At 68.2% G+C, this 18,387-nt stretch carries 14 protein-coding genes and 1 pseudogene; 7 read left to right on the top strand and 8 right to left on the bottom strand.

The genetic code is table 11. The annotated features are described in order from the left end of the window. Positions 1 to 198 (bottom strand): annotated as a pseudogene (locus tag QHF85_RS17040) (hypothetical protein); the annotation flags it as partial. A 79-nt stretch (positions 199 to 277) separates the two neighbouring features. Here QHF85_RS17040 and QHF85_RS17035 point away from each other — a divergent pair. From QHF85_RS17035 to QHF85_RS17005, 7 genes are all read left to right on the top strand, one after another. After that, entirely contained in the window at positions 278 to 2,197 is a 1,920-nt protein-coding gene (locus QHF85_RS17035; RefSeq protein ID WP_281328254.1) for an ABC transporter ATP-binding protein, read from the top strand. Positions 2,198 to 2,312: 115 nt separating this feature from the next. Next, positions 2,313 to 2,879 (top strand): YtfJ family protein, encoded by a 567-nt coding sequence (locus tag QHF85_RS17030; protein WP_281328253.1) that lies wholly within the window; start codon positions 2,313 to 2,315, stop codon positions 2,877 to 2,879. Between the two features lie 61 nt (positions 2,880 to 2,940). Continuing rightward, entirely contained in the window at positions 2,941 to 3,930 is a 990-nt protein-coding gene (locus QHF85_RS17025; RefSeq protein WP_281328252.1) for an ABC transporter substrate-binding protein, read from the top strand. Positions 3,931 to 4,340: 410 nt separating this feature from the next. Continuing rightward, entirely contained in the window at positions 4,341 to 5,045 is a 705-nt protein-coding gene (locus QHF85_RS17020; RefSeq protein WP_281328251.1) for an STAS domain-containing protein, read from the top strand. Between the two features lie 22 nt (positions 5,046 to 5,067). Further along, the gene (locus tag QHF85_RS17015; RefSeq protein ID WP_281328250.1) at positions 5,068 to 5,442 is read left to right on the top strand and encodes a response regulator; all 375 of its coding nucleotides are present in this window, start codon (positions 5,068 to 5,070) and stop codon (positions 5,440 to 5,442) included. Further along, positions 5,439 to 6,416: a response regulator gene (locus QHF85_RS17010; protein ID WP_281328249.1), complete on the top strand. Its 978-nt coding sequence runs from the start codon at positions 5,439 to 5,441 to the stop codon at positions 6,414 to 6,416. Before QHF85_RS17015 ends, QHF85_RS17010 begins: the two co-directional genes overlap by 4 nt. Before the next feature lie 22 nt (positions 6,417 to 6,438). After that, complete coding sequence (locus QHF85_RS17005; protein WP_281328248.1) at positions 6,439 to 9,186, top strand: ATP-binding protein; 2,748 nt, start codon at positions 6,439 to 6,441, stop codon at positions 9,184 to 9,186. Here QHF85_RS17005 and QHF85_RS17000 read toward each other — a convergent pair. The 7 genes from QHF85_RS17000 to QHF85_RS16970 form a co-directional block, all read right to left on the bottom strand. Beyond that, positions 9,171 to 9,878, bottom strand: a complete 708-nt coding sequence (locus QHF85_RS17000; protein ID WP_281328247.1) for a hypothetical protein — start codon at positions 9,876 to 9,878, stop codon at positions 9,171 to 9,173. The two genes, QHF85_RS17005 and QHF85_RS17000, sit on opposite strands and share 16 nt — an antisense overlap. Before the next feature lie 43 nt (positions 9,879 to 9,921). Beyond that, positions 9,922 to 12,249 carry an oligopeptide transporter, OPT family gene (locus QHF85_RS16995; protein WP_281328246.1) on the bottom strand — a complete coding sequence of 776 codons (2,328 nt, stop codon included), beginning with the start codon at positions 12,247 to 12,249 and terminating at the stop codon, positions 9,922 to 9,924. A gap of 49 nt (positions 12,250 to 12,298) precedes the next feature. Beyond that, positions 12,299 to 13,204: an NAD(P)/FAD-dependent oxidoreductase gene (locus QHF85_RS16990; RefSeq protein WP_281328245.1), complete on the bottom strand. Its 906-nt coding sequence runs from the start codon at positions 13,202 to 13,204 to the stop codon at positions 12,299 to 12,301. A 186-nt stretch (positions 13,205 to 13,390) separates the two neighbouring features. After that, the gene (locus tag QHF85_RS16985; RefSeq protein WP_281328244.1) at positions 13,391 to 14,560 is read right to left on the bottom strand and encodes a hypothetical protein; all 1,170 of its coding nucleotides are present in this window, start codon (positions 14,558 to 14,560) and stop codon (positions 13,391 to 13,393) included. Positions 14,561 to 14,681: 121 nt separating this feature from the next. Then, a complete protein-coding gene (locus QHF85_RS16980) occupies positions 14,682 to 15,731 on the bottom strand; it encodes a hypothetical protein (protein ID WP_281328243.1) in 1,050 nt (349 codons plus the stop codon). A gap of 145 nt (positions 15,732 to 15,876) precedes the next feature. After that, entirely contained in the window at positions 15,877 to 17,034 is a 1,158-nt protein-coding gene (locus tag QHF85_RS16975; RefSeq protein ID WP_281328242.1) for a hypothetical protein, read from the bottom strand. Positions 17,035 to 17,349: 315 nt separating this feature from the next. Next, positions 17,350 to 18,387, bottom strand: coding sequence for a PA0069 family radical SAM protein (locus QHF85_RS16970; protein ID WP_281328241.1), 1,038 nt, complete (start codon positions 18,385 to 18,387; stop codon positions 17,350 to 17,352).

Below are 18,387 nucleotides of genomic sequence, written 5' to 3'. Positions count from 1 at the left end.
GCCTCGTCCGTGTTCTCGCCCGACGCCGCCGTCCTCGGGCTCGGCGAGCGGCAAGCGCGCGGCGGCGTCGGGCGAGAACACGGACGAGGCCGCGCGCGGCGGAGGCGCGGGCGCGGGCGCGGGCTCGCTCGTGCACGCGGCGAGCGCGCTGCACAGGGCGACCGTCGTCGCGAGGCCTCCGTTCTGCTCTCTTCGCACCACGCGTAGGGTCTACCGAAAGCGCGCCGCTTGCAACGGGCGCCCTTGCTCGCCTGTCTTCGGGTAGCATCCGCGGCCCGTGCGCGATCTCTTGCGGATCCTCCGCGTCGTCCGTCGCTCCTTGCGCGGCGGCCCGCTCTTCGGCTTCGTCGTCGCGGCAGGGCTCGCTTCGCTCGCGGGCGTGATGGCCGGCGTGCTGCCGGGCCTCGTCGGCGTCGCGATCGGCGCGATCCAGGGGCGACCTGCGTCGGCGAGCCCAGGCCTCGCGGGCCTGTTCGCGCGCCTCGTGTCGGGGCAGAGCCCGTGGCTCGTCATCACGGCGACGCTCGTGGCCGTGACGATCAGCGTCGGCGTCACGATGGCGCAGAGCCGCGCCGGCTCGGAGCTCTCGGCCGAGCTCACGGCCGCGCTGCGCGTCGAGCTCGTGCGCGCGGCGCTCTGGGCCTCGCCGCGCGCGGTGGACGCAGCAGGCGCGCGCGCGCTCGCCCCGAAAGGCGGTCCCCCCGCGCCGCCTGGCGTGAAGGCGCCCGCCGTGCGTGGCTTCGAGGCCGTGAAGCTCGTCATCGCGCGCGACGCGGCGGCCGTATCGGATTTTGCCGTCGCGGTCATCACGGGTTTGCCGCAGGCGATCGTCACGCTGCTGGTCCTCGCGTTCGAGCTCGCGTCGGGTGGCGCGTGGCCCGTGCTCGTGGGCACGGCGCTGCTCTTCGTGCTCTCGCGCGTGCTCTCCGATCGCGCCTCGCGCCGCGTCGGCGAGCGCATGCAGGCGATGCAGCGATCGGACACCGCGGTCTTCGGCGCGCTCGGCGAGATGCTCGCGGGCACCGAGGAGCTGCGCCTGCTCGGCGCGCGGCAAACGGCGCTCACGGAGGTCACGGACGCAGCGCACCGCGCGGCCGACGCGCGCCGGAGCTTCGCCGCGGCTCTCGCGGCGTCGGGGCAGATCAAGAGCGTGCTCGTGGCGATGTCGCCGCTCGTCATCCTCGTCGCGCTGCGGCTCTCGGGCCGGACGTACGAGGCCGGCGACGTGGCGAAGCTCCTGCTCGTCACGCCGCTCTTGCTCGCCCGCTTCGAGGCGCTCGACGGCCTGCGCTCGGGCTTGCTCGAACGCGCGCCGCTGCTCGCCTCGCTGCGGGATCTGCTCTCGCTGCCGCCGCACCCGCCCGAGCCCGAGAGCCCGCTCTCGCTCGCGTCGATCGCGAGCGACGAGGTCGTCCTCGATCACGTCGGCTACCGGCCCGAGGGCGCGAAGGAGGACGTGCTCCACGACCTCTCGCTCCGCGTCCCTGCGGGCGCGGTGGTGGCGATCTGCGGCGCTTCGGGCTCGGGCAAGTCCACGCTCGTGCGCCTGCTCTTGCGGCTCGACGATCCGACGCGCGGCAAGATCGAGGTCGGCGGCGTCGATCTCACGCGCCTCTCGCCGCGCGACCTCTCGCGCCTCTTCGCGGTGCTCGGCCAGGCGTCCGTGCTCTTCGAGCGCAGCGTCGCGCAGAACCTCGCGCTCGGCCTCGCCGATCCGCCGGACGAGGCCTTGATGCGACGTTTCCTCGCGCGGGTGCGGCTCGACGATCTGGCCGAGGACAAAGGCGGCCGGGGGCTCGAGGCGGTCGTGCGCAAGGTGCCGCCGAATTTCTCGGGCGGCGAGCAGCGGCGGATCATGCTGGCGCGTTTGCTCCTGCGCGAAGCCCGCTTGCTCGTGCTCGACGAGCCGGAGGCGGGGCTGCCGGGAGCCACGGCGGAGGAGCTGCTCCGCAGCGTGGTCGAGCTCTCGGCCGGGCGGACGACGATCATCGTCACGCATGCGCCGCACCTCGTGAAGTCGACGTTCAACGTGGTGCTCGACAAGGGCCGTATCGCGGCCATGGGCACACACGACGAGCTCGTCCAGAGCTCGGAGACCTACCGGGCGCTGCTCTCCGAGGGGCAACGAAAACAAACCGCGCCGCCGGGCCCCGCCGCCGGCCCGATGCCTGCCCCGCCCCCGCGCCCGCCCGTTTGACGCCGCCACGATTGCGAAATGAATTCGCGGGCGTGTCACGACGCGCCATGGCGGCCGCGCACACGGATGCTACGCCCCGCGTCCCCCGGGACGCTCGGGGCGAGGAGGCAAGCAGATGGAGCAAGCGTTCGTCCGGAAAATGCGCGTTTTCCCCGGGATCCTCGGTGCGGTTTTTCTGGCCCTGTTTCTTTTGATCCCGGCGGGCTCGGCGCTCGCCTTGCCGCCCGTCGGCCAATCGGCGCGGCGGGTCGTGGTCGAGGATCCGGATGGGCGCGTCATGGATCTCGCGTTTCCGCGGCAGAAGCCGACGCTCATCCTCTACGAGGATCGCAAGTCGGCGGCGCAGAACCGGGCATTGAAGGACGAGCTCATCAAGCTCGCGGGGACGAAAGCCGAGGCCAAGCGGATCCAGTTCGTGGCCGTCGCCGACACGAGTGATTATCGCTCCTGGCCGCTGCGCGGCTTCGCCGAGAGCTCGGTGCGCAAGAAGGCCGCGGAGGTCGGGCAGACCATCTATTGCGACTGGGATGGAGGGTTCCGGAAGGCGTACCGCCTGCGGCGCGGCGTGAGCAACGTGATCCTCGTCGGCAAGGACGGGCGGGTCGAATACGCGGCCGAGGGCAAGCTCGACGCGCCGGCGCGGAGCAAACTGCTCGCGCGCCTCTGGGCCCAGGTGCGCTAGCCCCGCGAGGACGCGGCTCCCATCTTGCGGCGCATTCGCGACCGTGGGATCAACGTGGGCCATGAAAACGGCGCCTCCCTCCCGCCTGCATCGCCGCACCTGGCTCCTCCTCTCGCTCGGGCTCCTCGCGACCGCCGCGGGGTGCAAGGGCTCCGCGGAAGGCGGGGGCGCGGCGTCCGGCAAGGTCAAGCTCACGCTGAACTGGGTGGCCGAGCCGGAGTTCGGCGGGTTTTACGCGGCGCGTGAGGGCGGCGCGTTCAAGCGCGCCGGGCTCGACGTCGAAATCATGACCGGCGGCGCGAGCGTGCCCGTCGTGCAGATGGTCGCGAATGGGCAAAGCGATTTCGGCGTCGTCAGTGGGGACGAGGTCATCATCGCGCGTGCGCGCGGCGCCGACGTGGTCCCGATCTTCGCGACATACCAGACCTTCCCGCTGGCCATCATGGCGCACGCCTCGCGCGGGGCGAACACGATGGCCGACGTCTTCGCCGGTGGCACCGTCGCCATCGAGCCGGGCACCCCGGCTTCCGCGCATCTCAAGAAGAAATATGGCTTCGACAAGGTGAAGGTCGTCCCTTACGACGGCGGCGTCGCGCGGTTCGTCGTGGACAAGGAGTACGCCCAGCAATGCTTCATCACGTCGGAGCCGCTCGCGGCGCGGAAGAAGGGCGCGGAGCCGAAGGTCTTCCTCGTCGCCGACGAGGGGTACAATCCCTACGCCACGGTCGTCATCACGCGAAAAGCTCTCTGGAAGGAGAACCCCGAGCGCGTCCGCGCGTTCGTGCGCGCCGCGCGGGAAGGGTGGCGCGCTTATCTCGACGACCCGGCCCCCGCGAATGCGGTGATGCAAAAGCTCAACACCACGATGGACGCCGAGACGTTCACCGGGGCGGCCGCGGCGCAGAAGCCGCTCATCGAGAACGCGCAAACGAAAAAGCTCGGAATGATGACGCGCGAGCGCTGGGAGACGCTCGGCAAGCAGCTCATCGAGGTCGGGATCATCGACAAGGTGCCGCCGCTCGACGAATACCTCGTCGCCATCGACGAGTGAGCCTGTTCCCTCCCCATTCGATGCGGCCCCTCACCACGATTGCGTAGGCGCTTTCGCGCTCCCCGCGTGAGAAGGCCTCGTGTGCGTCCTGCATACGAGGCCCCACGAGCCACGAGGAACGCGAATTCCGTCCGGGACGACAATCGTTTCACGGCCGCGGCTCCCCTCCGCATACGCTACCGCCACACGCATGACGCATTCGATGCGGCTGCGAGATCTTACGTGGAAACGTCCGCGACCACGTGCGCTGGATTGCTCGCGCATTGTAATCGTCACGACGCACGGGCGGACGAACGGGAAGTCTGCGAAAGCGGAAGTGACGTATCGTCCGGGCTTGGTCGTCCTCTCGACCTCTGGTAGTGTCGCGCGTAGGGTCAGGGATGAGGGGGTGGGCAGGAGCGGGGACCGCAATGCCCGAATTGTCTGCGCATGATTTCTTTCGAATGGGGGAGATACCCGAGGGCGCTGCCCTCACGGGCAAGGAGCTTCAGGCTGCCTTCTGGCAGATCAAAAAGATGCAGCGGGAGTCGCAGCAGCAACAAGCTTTCTGGAAATCGGTGAACGACTCGCTGTCGGACGCCTACAAAAAACTCGCGTCGTTCCAGAAGGAGCTCGCGTCGTCCCGGGAAGCGCTGCGTCAGGCCAACGAGCAGCTCGAAGAAAAGGTGCGCGAGCGGACCGCGGAGCTCACCGACAAGCTCGCGAAGATCGAGGAGCAACAGCAGACCATTCGCGCGCTCTTCGCGCCCGTCATCCAGGTCTGGGACCGGATCCTCGTATTGCCCATCGTGGGCGGGCTCGACGCGCGCCGGGCCTCCGAAATGATGGGCAGCTTGCTCGAAGCGGTCGTGAACACGCAAAGCACGTTCGTCGTGCTCGACCTCACCGGCGTCGACGACGTGGACGCCGAGACCGCCGACCACCTCGTTCGAGTGAGCCGCGCCGCCGGCCTGCTCGGCACCACCTGCCTGCTCTCGGGGCTCTCGCCGCGCGTCGCGAGCGCGCTCATCTCGCTCGACATCGCGCTCGGGGAGATCCTCTCGTTCGGCAAGCTCCAGGCCGCGCTGCAATTCGCGCAGAGGCGGCTCTCCAAACCCACCGGCCTCCACACCTAGCGCCCGAAAGGAGCCCGCTGCCATGACCGACATCGTGCTCGTCGAGGACAATGAAATGAACCGAGAAATGCTCTCGCGCCGCCTCGCGCGCCGGGGGTTCTCCGTGCGGATCGCGGTGGATGGGGGATCCGGCCTCCGCATGGTGGAGGAGGCGCTGCCGGACCTGATTCTGATGGATATGACCTTGCCGGACATCGACGGCCTCGAGGTCACCCGCAAGCTCAAGGCCGACGAGCGGACGCGCGGCGTGCCAATCCTCGTGCTCACCGCGCGCGCGATGCCCGAGGATCGCGAGCGCGCCTTCGCGGCCGGCGCGGACGATTACGACGTCAAACCCGTGGACATCGATCGCCTGCTCGAGAAAATGCGGGCGCTCCTCGCAAGGAGGGCCTCGTGAGCACGGCCGATCGCCCCGACGTCTCGCCCCCGAGCCGGACGCCCCAGGGCGAGGAGGAGCTCCGGCGCCTCGTCGCGCATTTGCGTCACGAATTGCGGACCTCGCTCACGGCCGTGATCGGATACAGCGAGGACCTCCTGGAGACGCTGGAGGAGCCCGAGGAGATCCGGGCCGCGCTGAAGGCCCTGCGCAGCGCCGGCGCGGCCGTCCTCGCGCTCGTGAACGAGCGCCTCGGCGCCGAGGCGCTGCGCGATCTGTCGACGTCGTCCTTGCCGCGCCTCGTGCGCGCGCTCGGCGACGCCTGCGCGGAGCCCGCCTCGGCCATCGCGCCGCTCTGCGCGCGCCTCGTCGCCGCGGCCGAGAGCGCCGGGCAGTACGCCCTCATCCCCACGGTATGCCGCATCCAGGCCGCGGGGGTGATGCTGAATGATCTCCTGGCCGGATACGCGCTCGATGCCTTGCCGCACGCGGGGGCGCTCGGCGGAATGCCGAAGGTCGTGGATCCGGCGAGCGAGGCGCGCCTCGCCGAGGCGCCCACCGCCGAGCGGGGCCACATCCTGCTCGTCGACGACAATTCGGTCACGCGCGACGTCCTCCGCCAATGGCTCGCGCGCCAGGGGCACGACGTCGAGGAGGCGAGCGGCGGCGACGCGGCGCTCGATCTCCTCCGGTTGCGCGAATTCGATCTCGTGCTGCTCGATCTGATCATGCCGGATCGGAGCGGCATCGAGGTGCTCGACGTCCTCCGCGCGGAGGGTCGCCTCGGGCGCGCGCCGGTCATCGTGCTCTCCGCGCTCGACGAGTTCGACGGCGTGGTCTCCGCGCTCGACCGCGGCGCCGACGATTACGTGACGAAGCCCTTCCACATGGTGCTGCTCCGGGCGCGGATCCGCATGGCCCTCGAGCTCCGGCGGCACCGCGAGCGCGAGCGCGCCTACCAGGGAATGCTGGCGGAGCTCCGCAGCGCGCGCTGACCTTTCCCTTCGGAAAACACCCATGCAGCTCGTCAGGCAAATCGTCCGGGAGCGGCGCGAGTACAACGGCTGGGTCGCCAACGAGACGATGGAGGACTACTCGCTGCGTTATGCGCCGAGGTCCTTCCGCAAATGGTCCCCGCTCCTGCTCGCCAACACCGCGCTCGGGGGCATCTCGTTCCTCGCGCTGGAGGCGATCGGCGGCTCGCTCGTCGTCCATTACGGCTTTCAGAACTCGTTCTGGGCCATCATCGTCTGCAGCGCCATCATCTTCCTGACCGGCGTCCCGATCACGTATTACGCCGCGAAATACAACCTCGACATGGATCTCCTGACCCGCGGCGCCGGGTTCGGGTACATCGGCTCGACGGTCACCTCGCTCATCTACGCCTCGTTCACGTTCATCTTCTTCGCGCTCGAGGCCTCGATCATGGCCCAGGCGCTGGAGCTCTGGCTCGGGTTGCCGCTCGCCGCCGGCTACCTCGTGAGCTCGCTCTGCATCATCCCGCTCGTCCTCTTCGGCGTCACGCTGATCAATCGATTCCAGCTCTGGACCCAGCCGCTCTGGCTGGTCCTCATGATCCTGCCGTTCGTCTACGTCTTCCGGAAGGACCCCACGGCGCTCGCCGGCTGGACGAGCTTTGCCGGCAATTCCCCGAGCGGCCGCCATTTCGATCCGATCCTGTTCGGGCTCGCGGCGAACGTATCGTTCTCGCTCATCGTCCAGATCGGCGAGCAGGTCGATTACCTCCGGTTCATGCCGGACAAGACGAAATCGAACCGCAAGGTCTGGTGGTTTTCGCTCCTCGCCGCGGGCCCGGGCTGGATCGTGCTCGGCGGCGCCAAGCAGCTCGCCGGGGCCTTCCTGGCGTCGCTCGCGATCCGGCACGGCACGACGGTGGAGAACGCGCTCCAGCCGATCTGGATGTACGTGGCGGGATACGAGTACGTCTTTTCGAGCCGGAACCTGATGATCGGGACGGGCATCGTGTTCGTGCTCGTCTCGCAGCTCAAGATCAACGTGACGAACGCCTACGCGGGCTCCCTCGCGTGGTCGAACTTCTTCTCGCGCCTCTCGCACAGCCACCCCGGCCGCGTGGTCTGGCTCGTATTCAACGTGGCGATCGCGCTGCTCCTCATGATGTTCGGGGTGTTCCACACCCTGGACAAGGTGCTCGCGCTGTATTCGAACGTGGCCATCGCCTGGATCGGGGCCATCGTCGCCGATCTCGTGGTGAACAAGCCGCTCGGTTTGTCTCCCAAGTACATCGAGTTCAAGCGGGCGCACCTCTACAACATCAACCCGGTCGGGTTCGGGTCGATGGTCGCGGGCTCGGTCGTCTCGATGCTCTGCCACGCCGGCCTCTTCGGCACGGCGCCGAAGGCGTATTCGTCGTTCATCGCCCTCGGCCTCGCGTTCGTGCTCTCGCCGCTCATCGCGGTGGCGACGAAGGGCAAGTATTACATCGCCCGGACGAACGACCATTTCGCGAACGACAAGGCCGACGGCAGCGAGGCGTGCTGCATCTGCGAGCACTCGTACGAGCCGCAGGACATGGCCCATTGCCCCGTCTACCAGGGCTCGATCTGCTCGCTTTGCTGCACGCTCGACGGTCGCTGCCACGACGCCTGCAAATCGAAGACCGACAGCCGCCGGCGCCTCACGACGTTCCTCGAAGGAAAACTCGCGCCGCGCCTCGCCTCGCGCCTCCTGCGCTTCACGGCCGTCTATGCGGGCATGGCCTTCGCGGTCGCGCTCGTGTTCTTCCTCTTCCACCAGGCCTCGGGCGTGACGGGCGAGAGCCGCGCCGCGCTCGGCCGGACCTTCACGTCGCTTTACGCGGCCGTCTTCGTGCTCGTCGGGGTCGGCTCGTGGTGGCTCGTGCTCTCGTGGGAGAGCCGCGAGCTCGTCGAGGAGGAGCTCGACCGGCAAAACACCGAGCTCGAACAGGAAATCAGGGAGCACGAAAAGACGGAAGGCGCGCTCCGGCAAGCACGCGCCGAGGCCGAGACCTTGGCCCGCGCGGCGGAGGCGGCGAACCAGGCGAAGAGCCAGTTCCTCGCGAACATGAGCCACGAGCTGCGCACGCCGCTGAACGCGATCATCGGCTACAGCGAGATGCTCGAGGAGGAGGCCGAGGACGGCGGATACGAGCCCATCGTCCCGGATCTCGGCAAGATCCGGCAGGCGGGCAAGCAGCTCTTGATGCTCGTCGACGACGTGCTCGATCTTTCGAAGATCGAAGCAAACCGGATGGTGCTCGATCCCACGCGGTTCGACCTCTCGGCGTTGCTCGAAGAGGTGCGCGGGACGGTGCAGCCGATGGTGGATCGCAATGGCAGCGAGCTCTTCGTCGAGGCCACGGGCGAGCCGATCGAAATGCTGGCGGACCGCAAGCGCGTGATGCAGACGCTGAACAACCTGCTCAGCAACGCGGCCAAGTTCACGAAGGGCGGGCGCATTCACCTGCGCGCGTCGCTCCACGAGGCGGAAGGCCGGCCTTGCGTGCGGCTCGCCGTCGAGGACGAGGGGATCGGGATGTCCCCCGAGCAGCAGCGCCGGCTGTTCCAGCCCTTCACGCAGGCCGACCACTCGACGAGCCGCAAATACGGCGGGACCGGGCTCGGCCTCTCCATCACGAAGCGGCTCGTGGAGATGATGGACGGGACGATCGAAATGAAGAGCGAGCTCGGGAAAGGGACGACGTTCACGGTGACCCTGCCGCGCGCGCCGGCGCCGCGCGAGGCGGAGGATCAGAACGGATCGTAATCGCGCGGGATGACCTCGGTGTCTTCGAGCACGAGGTCACACCCGTCCGATTGCATGTCGCTCCGCGGGTTCGTGTAAATCTGGCTGCGCCGGACGACGAGGCGCGTCCCCGGGCCCGCGCAGCGCAGGCCCGCGCCATACGAGTAACGGCCGATCTCCAGCCCGTCGAGGACGACGACCGCGCCTCCCCGCACGCTCGCTCCGCCCACGTCCTCCTCGGTGAGCTGCGCAATCCCCCCCTCGCCGGCCGGGCCAAACACGGAGAACGCCTGCAGGCCGTCGACGTGAAACGGCAAATAGAATCCGGGCGCGGCGCGGATCACCGTCTTGCCCGCGCCGATCGCCGAAACGGCGTCCCGGATCTGGCAAAAGGGATCGCCCCTCGCGCCGGTCGCCTTGTCGCATTCCTCGTAATGAGACACCGCACGGCGGCCCACGTAAAGGACCTCCGCTTCGGGGATGCACCGGCCGCCCTGGTAAATGTCGCACACGTCGCTCGCGCACTGTGCGTGGTGCTTGCACGCCGAGCAGGCACCCTCGACGCAACCGAGCCCCTCGGTGCAATCGGAGGAGGACGCGCAGCTCGGCGCGAGCGCGGTTACGTCCTCGCCGACGGATTCGGGGGTTTCAGCCGCGCAGGCAGGGAAGAGCAGGATTGCGAGGAGAGATTCGAGGGCGCTTCGAATAGACATCGGGGGAGCGGCTCGCAAGGTCCGCGCCGCCCCCCCTCGCCCTTCAGCCCTCGGACTTGCCGACGGCCGACGTCCCCCGAACGGCGGCCCAGTACAGCGCGGCCGAAATCGCGCCGAACGCGATGACGCCCGAGAGGTTCGAATTCGAAAGGCTCGTGAACACGGTGGAGAGGTCGAATTTGTGTTCCATGCCGAGCCCCGAGACGAGCGCCGCGACGAGGCCCGCGATGGCGCCGCCCGCGATGTATCCCGAGCTGAGGAGCGTGCCCGGGCTGAACTCCTCGTCGCCGCCCGATTGCCCGCGCTTCCGGTCGACGAGCCACCGCACGATGCCGCCGACGAAAATGGGCACGCTCGTCGAGATGGGCAGATAGACGCCGACCGCGAACGGCAGCGCCGCCACGCCGCAGAGCTCCATCACGATCGCCAGCATCACGCCGGTGAGCACGAGGCTCCAGGGCAACTTGCGCGTGAGGATGCCGTCGATGATCAGCGCGAACAGGCTCGCCTTCGGCGCGTCGAGCTTCTTCACCTCGCGCAGCTCGTAGAGGAGCTTCCCGTCCTCGCCGAGGTACCGACCGGCGTGCATTGCCCCGCCCTCCGCCACCTCGTAGACCGTATACGATCTGCGATCCGGGCCGAGCATCGTGCCCTTCTGCGTCGCATTCTGGGGCACCCCGACGTCGCCTTCGAGCTTCTTCGGCTCGTGCGGCACGCGGCCGCCGATGCCCGGGTCGATGACGAACGCCACCTTCCCCGAGTCCTCGACCAGGTATTTTCCTTGCGGAATGGTCGCGCCCGAGTTCGGCTGGTAGGCGACGCGATAGTCCTTCCCGTCCGGGCCCTTCTCCACCTGCGCCGTGATCGACTCCACCGGAATGGGCACGTCGTACGTCTCGGCGGCCCGCGTCGTGTAGGACGCATTGAGGAAGAGCAGCGTGTATCCGATGACGAGCGCGCTCGTCACGACCCCGACGAGCAGCCCGATCTGCTGCCGCCGCGGCGTCGCGCCCACGAGATACCCCGTCTTCAGATCCTGGCTCGTCGCGCCGCCGTTCGAGGCCGCGATGCACACGATCGCCGCCGTCGAGAGCGCCATCGCGCGATAATCCACGCCGACCCAGCCCATCGCCAGGAAGAGCAGGCACGTGATGAGCAGCGTCGCCACCGTCATGCCCGAGATCGGGTTCGACGACGAGCCGATCTCCCCCGTGATCCGCGAGGAGACGGTCACGAAGATGAAGCCGAAGAGCATGATCAGAATGGCCGTCGGCAGCGAGATCCCGAGCGTGGGCGCGAGCCATATCGCGAGGAGGAGCGCGACGAGGCCATAGACGACCACCGAGAACGGCAGGTCCTTCTCCGTGCGCAACGTCTCCTTGTCGGTCTTGCCCGCGCGGAAGCTCTTGATGCCGCTCCGGAACGCCTTGACGATCGTGGGCAGCGCGCGGCCGAGGCTGATGAAGCCGCCCGTCGCCACCGCGCCCGCGCCGATGTAGAGCACGTAGCGGCTGCGAATGTCGTTCGGCGACATGTCGCGGATGAGCGTCGTCGCCGGGAAAATCGGGCTATCGATCTTGTCGCCGAAGAACGCGATGAGCGGGATCAGGACGAGATACGCGAGGACGCCGCCCGCCATCGTGGTGCTCGCCGTCTTCGGGCCGATGATGTAACCGACGCCGAGCATCTCCGGCGTGAGCTCCCCGGCGATGCTCGCGCCCTTCCAGCTCGCGATCCGGTGGGCGGGGTTCATGTTGAAGAGCTTCAGCGGGTCGCCGAGGAGCTTGTAAAGAAAGCCGAGCCCGAAGCCCGCGAACACCGTCTTCGCGTTCGTGCCGCCCGTCTCGCCCACGATGAGCACGTCGGCGCAGGCGGTGCCCTCGGGGTATTTCAGTTTTCCGTGCTCCTCCACGATGAGCCCGTGCCGGAGCGGGATCATCATCAGCACGCCGAGCAGGCCGCCGAGCACCGAGAGCAGGAGCACCCGGCCCGCCGCGAGGTCATAACCCATGAGCAGGAGCGAGGGCAGCGTGAATGCCACGCCCGCCGCGATCGACTCGCCCGCGGAGCCCGTCGTCTGGACGATGTTGTTCTCCAGGATCGTCGCGCGCCCGAAGAAGCGGAAGATCGTGATTGACATGACGGCGATCGGAATGGACGCCGAGACGGTCAAGCCGACCTTGAGCGCGAGGTAGACCGAGGAGGCGGCAAAGACGATGCCGAGCACCGCGCCGAGCGCCACGGCGCGCACGGTGAGCTCGGCTGGGCTCGCGCGCGGGGAGACGTAGGGCTCGTGGGACGCGTGCGAGGCCGGGGCTTCGGGGGCTCGGGCCTCGACTTCGGGGACCGGGGAGGGCACGGACGCGGACATTGCCGCACCCTATCAGAACGGCCGTGCCGATGTCTCCATGTCTCGACGCTCAACGCGCGGCGAGGTCCTCGTTCTGCAAGATGGCATTGATGCGGACGGCGGCCGCCGCCCCTTCGGCCTGCGCGACGCTCACGAGCTGGACGCGGGGCGAGGCGTCGCCCACCACGAAGACGCCCTCGGATTCCGTGCTCCCGTGGAACTCCGCCTCCGCCTGCCCGTCGCCGTTGATCTTGCAGCCGAGCTTCGTGGGCAGATCCGAGCGCGGCACCTCGCCCGTCTTCAGAAAGAGCGCCCGCCGCGGCACGACCTCGCAGTCGTCCAGCACCACCCGCGCGAGCCCCTCGTCGTCGCCTTCGAGCCGCGTGATGGGCGACTCCCGCAATCCGATTCGATGTTTTTCGAGCAAGCGCATGTCGTCGTCGGTGAGCGCGGCCGGGCCGTGCGTGAAGAGAACGACGTCGTCGCTCCAGCCGAGGAGCAGCAATGCCGTGCGGATCGCGCGGTGGGCAGGGCCGAGGACGCCGATCGGCTGGTCCCGGCACTCCCAGCCGTCGCAAATCGGGCAATGGTAGACGCCACGCCCGTAATACCGGAGGATCCCTTCGATGGACGGGATGACGTCGAGCATCCCCGTCGCGAGCACCACCTTGCGCGCCTCGACATGGCTGCCGTCCACGAGATCGGCCTCGAATGCATCTCCGCGGCGCCGGACGTCGCAGACCTCGATGTCGCGAATCACGACGCCGTACCGCCGCGCCTCGTCGCGCCCCTTGCGCAAGAGCTCCGCGGGCGGCAGACCGTCGTGCCCGAGCAGCCCGTGAATGCCCCGCGCGGGCGCATTGCGAGGGGCGCCGGCGTCGCAGACCAGCACCTTGCGACGGCAGCGCCCCAGGATCAGCGCCGCCCCGAGCCCGGCTGGACCTCCGCCGACGATGAGCACGTCGAAGCGTTCCACCCCTCGCCTCCCCTCGTTCAACCGCCTCGAGGGAAACCTGGCGCCGGGAGCGGCCCGCGGGAAGCCCACCAGCCCGCCAGGCGGGGGGAATCAGGATCCGGGATCCTGGTACACCCGTGATCCACCTGGATAAACGAAGATCCAGGTTTCTTCACATCGACTGAGACATCGGGGACTCACCCCGAGCTACAGCCGACGAGCGCCCCGGAAGCGCTGCGGGTACGAGCCCGTGCCATCGGCGCCCGCGTTGAAGATCGACCAGCCGCCGGTGTTGCCCACGGTCGGGCCGTTCGCCGTCGAGCGGCTGGAGATGAAGCGGTAATTGCCGCCGCTATCGCGACCCACGAACATGCCGACATGGCTGATCGCGGTCGGGCTCTTCCCGCAGAGCAGGGCCGTGGCGATGGCGTAGTTGCACTCGGTATCGAAGAAGACGAGATCTCCAGGCTCGATCGAGGCGAGCTCGGTCAAAGTCGGCGCGCCCTGGAAGGCGGGGGCGCCCGCGGGCTGCGTGCGGAAGGGGACGACGATCTTGCCGGTGCCGAACCGGTACATGTCCTCGCTCGTGCGCGGCAGGTGGCCGGCGACCGACTTCAGGGAGAGCGGGATGCTCGCGTCTTTCCCCTCGAAGCTGAAATTCGCGCGGCTGCCCCAGACGAGGCGCATGTAGCCCGAGCAGTCGAGCGCGCCTTCGAGGCCGAGGTCGGGCAGGATGTTCTTCGCGTCGATCGGATCCCAGTCGATGCCGAGGAAGTCGTGGAAATCGGCGCCGAGCGCGTACCGCGCGTCCTCCTTGCCGCCTTCCACGTACTCGTAGGAGATGGCGAGCACGTCCTCGGTGCCGGCGTCGCAGTTGACGCCGCGGGCCGCGTTCAGCCACGCCGAGAGCGTCTCCTCCGAGGTCTTCTCCGCGTCGAAGGGCTCGCTCAACGTCCGCACCCACGTCGTCGTCGTGACCGTCGCCGCCGACGTGCTCGCCGCTCCGAACGTGCGCGAAGGCCCCGCCATCCGCACGGAATACCCGCCGTGCGTGAACCACGCGACCGGCGCGCCGTCGAGCGACGCGATCACCGTATCGCCCGACGTCGCGAACTTGAACGCGGCCATCTTCGCGCACGGCCCGGCGCTCTGCGCCTCCGGCTCCTCGCCCCCGACCTCCACGCCCGGCTCGCCGCCGGGCGGCGTCGTCGCCTCGTCCCCGCCCGTCTCCCCCGCCTCGTTCCCCCCTGCGAACTCTTTTTCGTCCCCCGCAATCTTTTCATTGCCTCCGAGGCACCCGGTGAGGCTCGCGGCGAGCGCGAATCCGGGGAGGAGGACGGTGGCGAAAGACCGAACCGCAGCGAGGATCGTGGCCATAGGGGGAACCTCCGAAGGTCGGGGTTACACGGCGCCGGGGGAAACCGGGCCTGCCGCCGGGGGAGGCGGCGTGGTTCGGCCACGATAAGCTGCAAGGGGTGTGCCGGACGAATTTACGACGTCAGAAACGTCGCGCGGCCCGGAACCAGGTGGGGTAGTCGTGCGGCACGCCCGGCGTCTCGTTGAAGATCGAAAAGCCGCCTGTATTCGCGACCGTCGGACCATCGGCCACGACGCGGCTCGAGATGAACCTGCGGTCGCCGACGGCATCCAGGCCGACGTAGAGCCCGACGTGGCTGATCGTGGTCCAATCCGTGCCGCAAGAGGGCATCACCGCGTTGGCATCGCAGTCGGTATCGAAAAAGACCAGATCACCGACCTCGATCGCGGCGAGCTCCTCGGCGGTGGGTTCACCGTGGAAACGCGCGGCGCCGGGGGGCTCGGTGCGGAACGGGACGAGGATCTTGCCCGGCCCCGCTCGATATTGCTCCCTGCTCGTTCGGGGAATCGCGCCGGCCTCGTGCAGCGAGAGTGGGATTTTCGCGTGCACCCCGAAAACGAGCCGCATGTAGCCCGAGCAATCGAGCTTGCCGAGCTGCTCGGGATGGGCCGGGATGAGATCTGCGTCCGGCGGATCCCAATCGACGCCGAGATAATCGTGGAAATCTGCACCGTACTCGTACGCGGCGTCGTTCGGGGTGCCCTCGGTGTATTCGAAGGCGATGGCGAGGAGGTCGGGCGTCCCGGTCGCGCAGTTCGCGGCGCGCGCGGCGTCGAGCCACGCGCGGAGTTCCTCGATCGACATCGCCGCGGAATCGAAGGGCCTGTCCAGGGTACGGACCCACATCGTCGTCGTGATGAGCGGCACGGGCGCGCCGGCGTCGAACGTCCGCGGGGGCCCGACCATCCGGACGGTATACGCGCCTTCCGTGAACCAGGCGATGACAGCGCCGCCCAGGCGCGCGGTCGTGACGTCTCCGGACGTCGAGAATTTGAATGTCGAGGACGGGGCACACGCCGATATCGCCTGCGATATCGAGTCGATGGCCTCGTCCTCGGGCGGCTCGGGCTCGCCATTCGCGTCGAGGATGCAGCCGGAGAGCAACACAGGGAACGCAAACGAGAGAAGAATCGCGGCGCCCGATCGGAGGTCGGTAACACGATTTGCCATCTGGAGTTACCTCCAAGGAAGTATGTTCACGCGCGCCCTTACAAAAGCCACGACGCGCTGTGAAGTACCCAGCATAGCGTGGCTCCTCCGTATCGCTTTCCCTTTCTTTTCGGGCGGAACCGGTGTAATTCACCCAACACGAGATTCAGAACCGCCGCGCGCCCCGGAAGCGCTTCGGGTAGGTCCCGCTGAGGCCGACGGCGTCGTTGAAGACCGACCAGCCGCCCGTATTCGCCACCGTGGGGCCATCGGCTGTCGATCGGGACGAGAGGAAGCGGGCGTTGTTCGAGGCGTCGCGACCGACGTAGATCCCGGTATGGCCGATCGAGGTCCAGTCCGTGCCGCAGGAGGGGGCGGCGACCGAATAATCACAGCTCGAATCGAAGAACACGATATCGCCGACCTGGATCGACGAGAGCTCCGTCGCCGTCGGCGTCCCGTTGAACGCGGCGACGCCCGAGGGCTGGGTGCGGAACGGCACGATGATCTTGCCTGGCCCGGATTGATACTGGTCCTTGCTCGCGCGGGTGAGCGTGCCCGTCACGTAGAGCGACATCGGGATCTTCGCCTCCACGCCTCCATAAAGAAAATTCGCGCGCTGGCCGAAGATGAGCCGCAGGAACCCCGAGCAATCGAGCTTGCCGAGCTGCGTGGAATCCGCCGTGATGAGGCTCGCGTCGGACGGATCCCAGGAGATGCCGAGGTAATCGTGAAAATCCGCGCCGTTCGCATACCCCGCGTCCTTCGACGCGCCCTCGATGTATTCGTAGGCGACGGCGAGGATGTCCGAGGTCCCCGTCACGCAATTGACGGCGCGCGCGGCGTTGAGCCAGGCGCTGCGAGCCGTGGTGCTCATCGTGGCCGGATCGAAGGGCGTGGCGAGGGTGCGAATCCACGTCGTCGAGGTAACGGAGGGGACGCCGCTCACCCCGGCGGCGAAGGTCCGCGAGGGGCCGGTCATCCGGACCGTATAGGCGCCTTTCGTGAACCAGGCGACGACCGTGGTGTTGATCGAGGCGGTCGTGACGTCCCCCGACGTCGCGTATTTGAACGTGGCCGACGCCGTGCAAACTGTCGCTCCGGCCTGGGAAATCGAGCCATCGTGGGCCTTTTGTTTCCCTTCGGGTTCGTCCTCTTCGACCTCGACCTCCCTGGATTCGTCGTCGTCCTGAAGCTCGACTTCAATCTGCGCGATATCGATCGGCTCCTCCGCGTCGAGCATGCAGCCGGGGAGGGTCGCGGCGAGCGTCACGCAAGGGAGAAGGACGGTGAACTGACGAAAAATTGACGGGCTCTTGGCCATGACACACGTCACCTCCGGCACTGCGGAGACGTGCACGCCGGATGGGGGGGCGGCGCCGAACGTCGTTACGCAGTGACCATCTCCACCGTAGCGTGTCCGCCGGCGCGTTCCTTCATTTTTGGTGCCGAATCGGACGAAGCCGGGGGTTCCGTAAGAAACCTCTCAATTCATGACCGAATTCAAGAGGCCCGGCAAATTCTCGTGTCGGCCGTCTGCTCGTGATGGTAACCTGGAGGGTTGTCGTTTCGTCGATTTTCAGGCGGGCGGCGCCGCGGCAGGGAAAACGGCGCGCCGCACCCCAGCGCCGTGGTATCGTTACCGGTTTTGCGATCCGTCGTCGAAGAGCGAGAGCTGCCTCTTCGGCCGCTGGAACGTGGTCGGCTCCTCGCGGGTGAGCCGCTGCCGGTTCAGGCCGAGACGCGCGCAATGGGCCTCGAACATCCGCTCGATCATGGCCCACCGGGGCCCGAGCCCCGAGAAGCGCGCCCCGAACGCGCTCTCGTTCATCTTGCCGCCGCGCATCTCCTGGATCGCATTGCGGACTTTCTGCGCCCTGAGCGGGTACGCCTCGGCGAGCCGCTCCTCGAAGACGGGCAGGACCTCGGCCGAGAGCCGGAGCGGCTGCAGGAACGCCGCCTCCGCCCCCGCCTCCCGGGCGCGCTCGAGCAGCTCGGCGATGTCCGCGTCGTTGAGCCCCGGAATGACCGGCGCAACGGCAATCCCGACCGGGACCCCCGCGTCCGCGAGGGCGCGCATCGCGCCGAAGCGCAGGCTCGTCTTGCTCGCCCAGGGCTCGATCTTGCGCCCGTCCTCGTCCCGCGCGAACGGGATGCTGAGGAACACGTGCGCCCGCGCCCGCCGCGAGAGCTCCGAGAGGAGGTCCGCGTCCCGCGCCACGAGGCGGCTCTTCGTGATGATCGAGACCGGGTTCTGGAACGCGAGGCAAACCTCCAGGCATTGCCGCGTGAGCTCGTAGCTCGCCTCGAGCGCCTGATAACAATCGGTGTTCCCGGACAGGACGATCCCGTCGCCGCGCCAGCTCGGCTTCTCGAAGGCCTCGCGGAGGAGCCGCGGCGCGTTCATCTTGACGACGATCTTGCGATCGAAATCGGTGCCCGCGCCAAAGCCGAGATACTGGTGGCTCGGGCGAGCATAACAGTAGGCGCAGGCGTGGATGCAGCCGCGGTAGGGGTTCAGGCTGAAGCGGAAGGGCAGATCCGGGCTCTCGTTCTCGGAGAGGATCGAGCGGGCCTGCTCCTCGAAGACCTGGAGCGTCGCGTTCGGCGGCTCGTCGAGCCACTCGACCTCGGTTTTCGCCCAGGGGTTCGGCGGGTTCTGCACGGGGCGCGGCAT

This window comes from Polyangium sp. 6x1, assembly GCF_029946515.1.
Classification (GTDB): domain Bacteria; phylum Myxococcota_A; class Polyangia; order Polyangiales; family Polyangiaceae; genus Polyangium.
The sequence above is the reverse complement of the archived record's forward strand: the minus strand, read 5'-3'. Positions and strand labels throughout refer to the sequence as shown.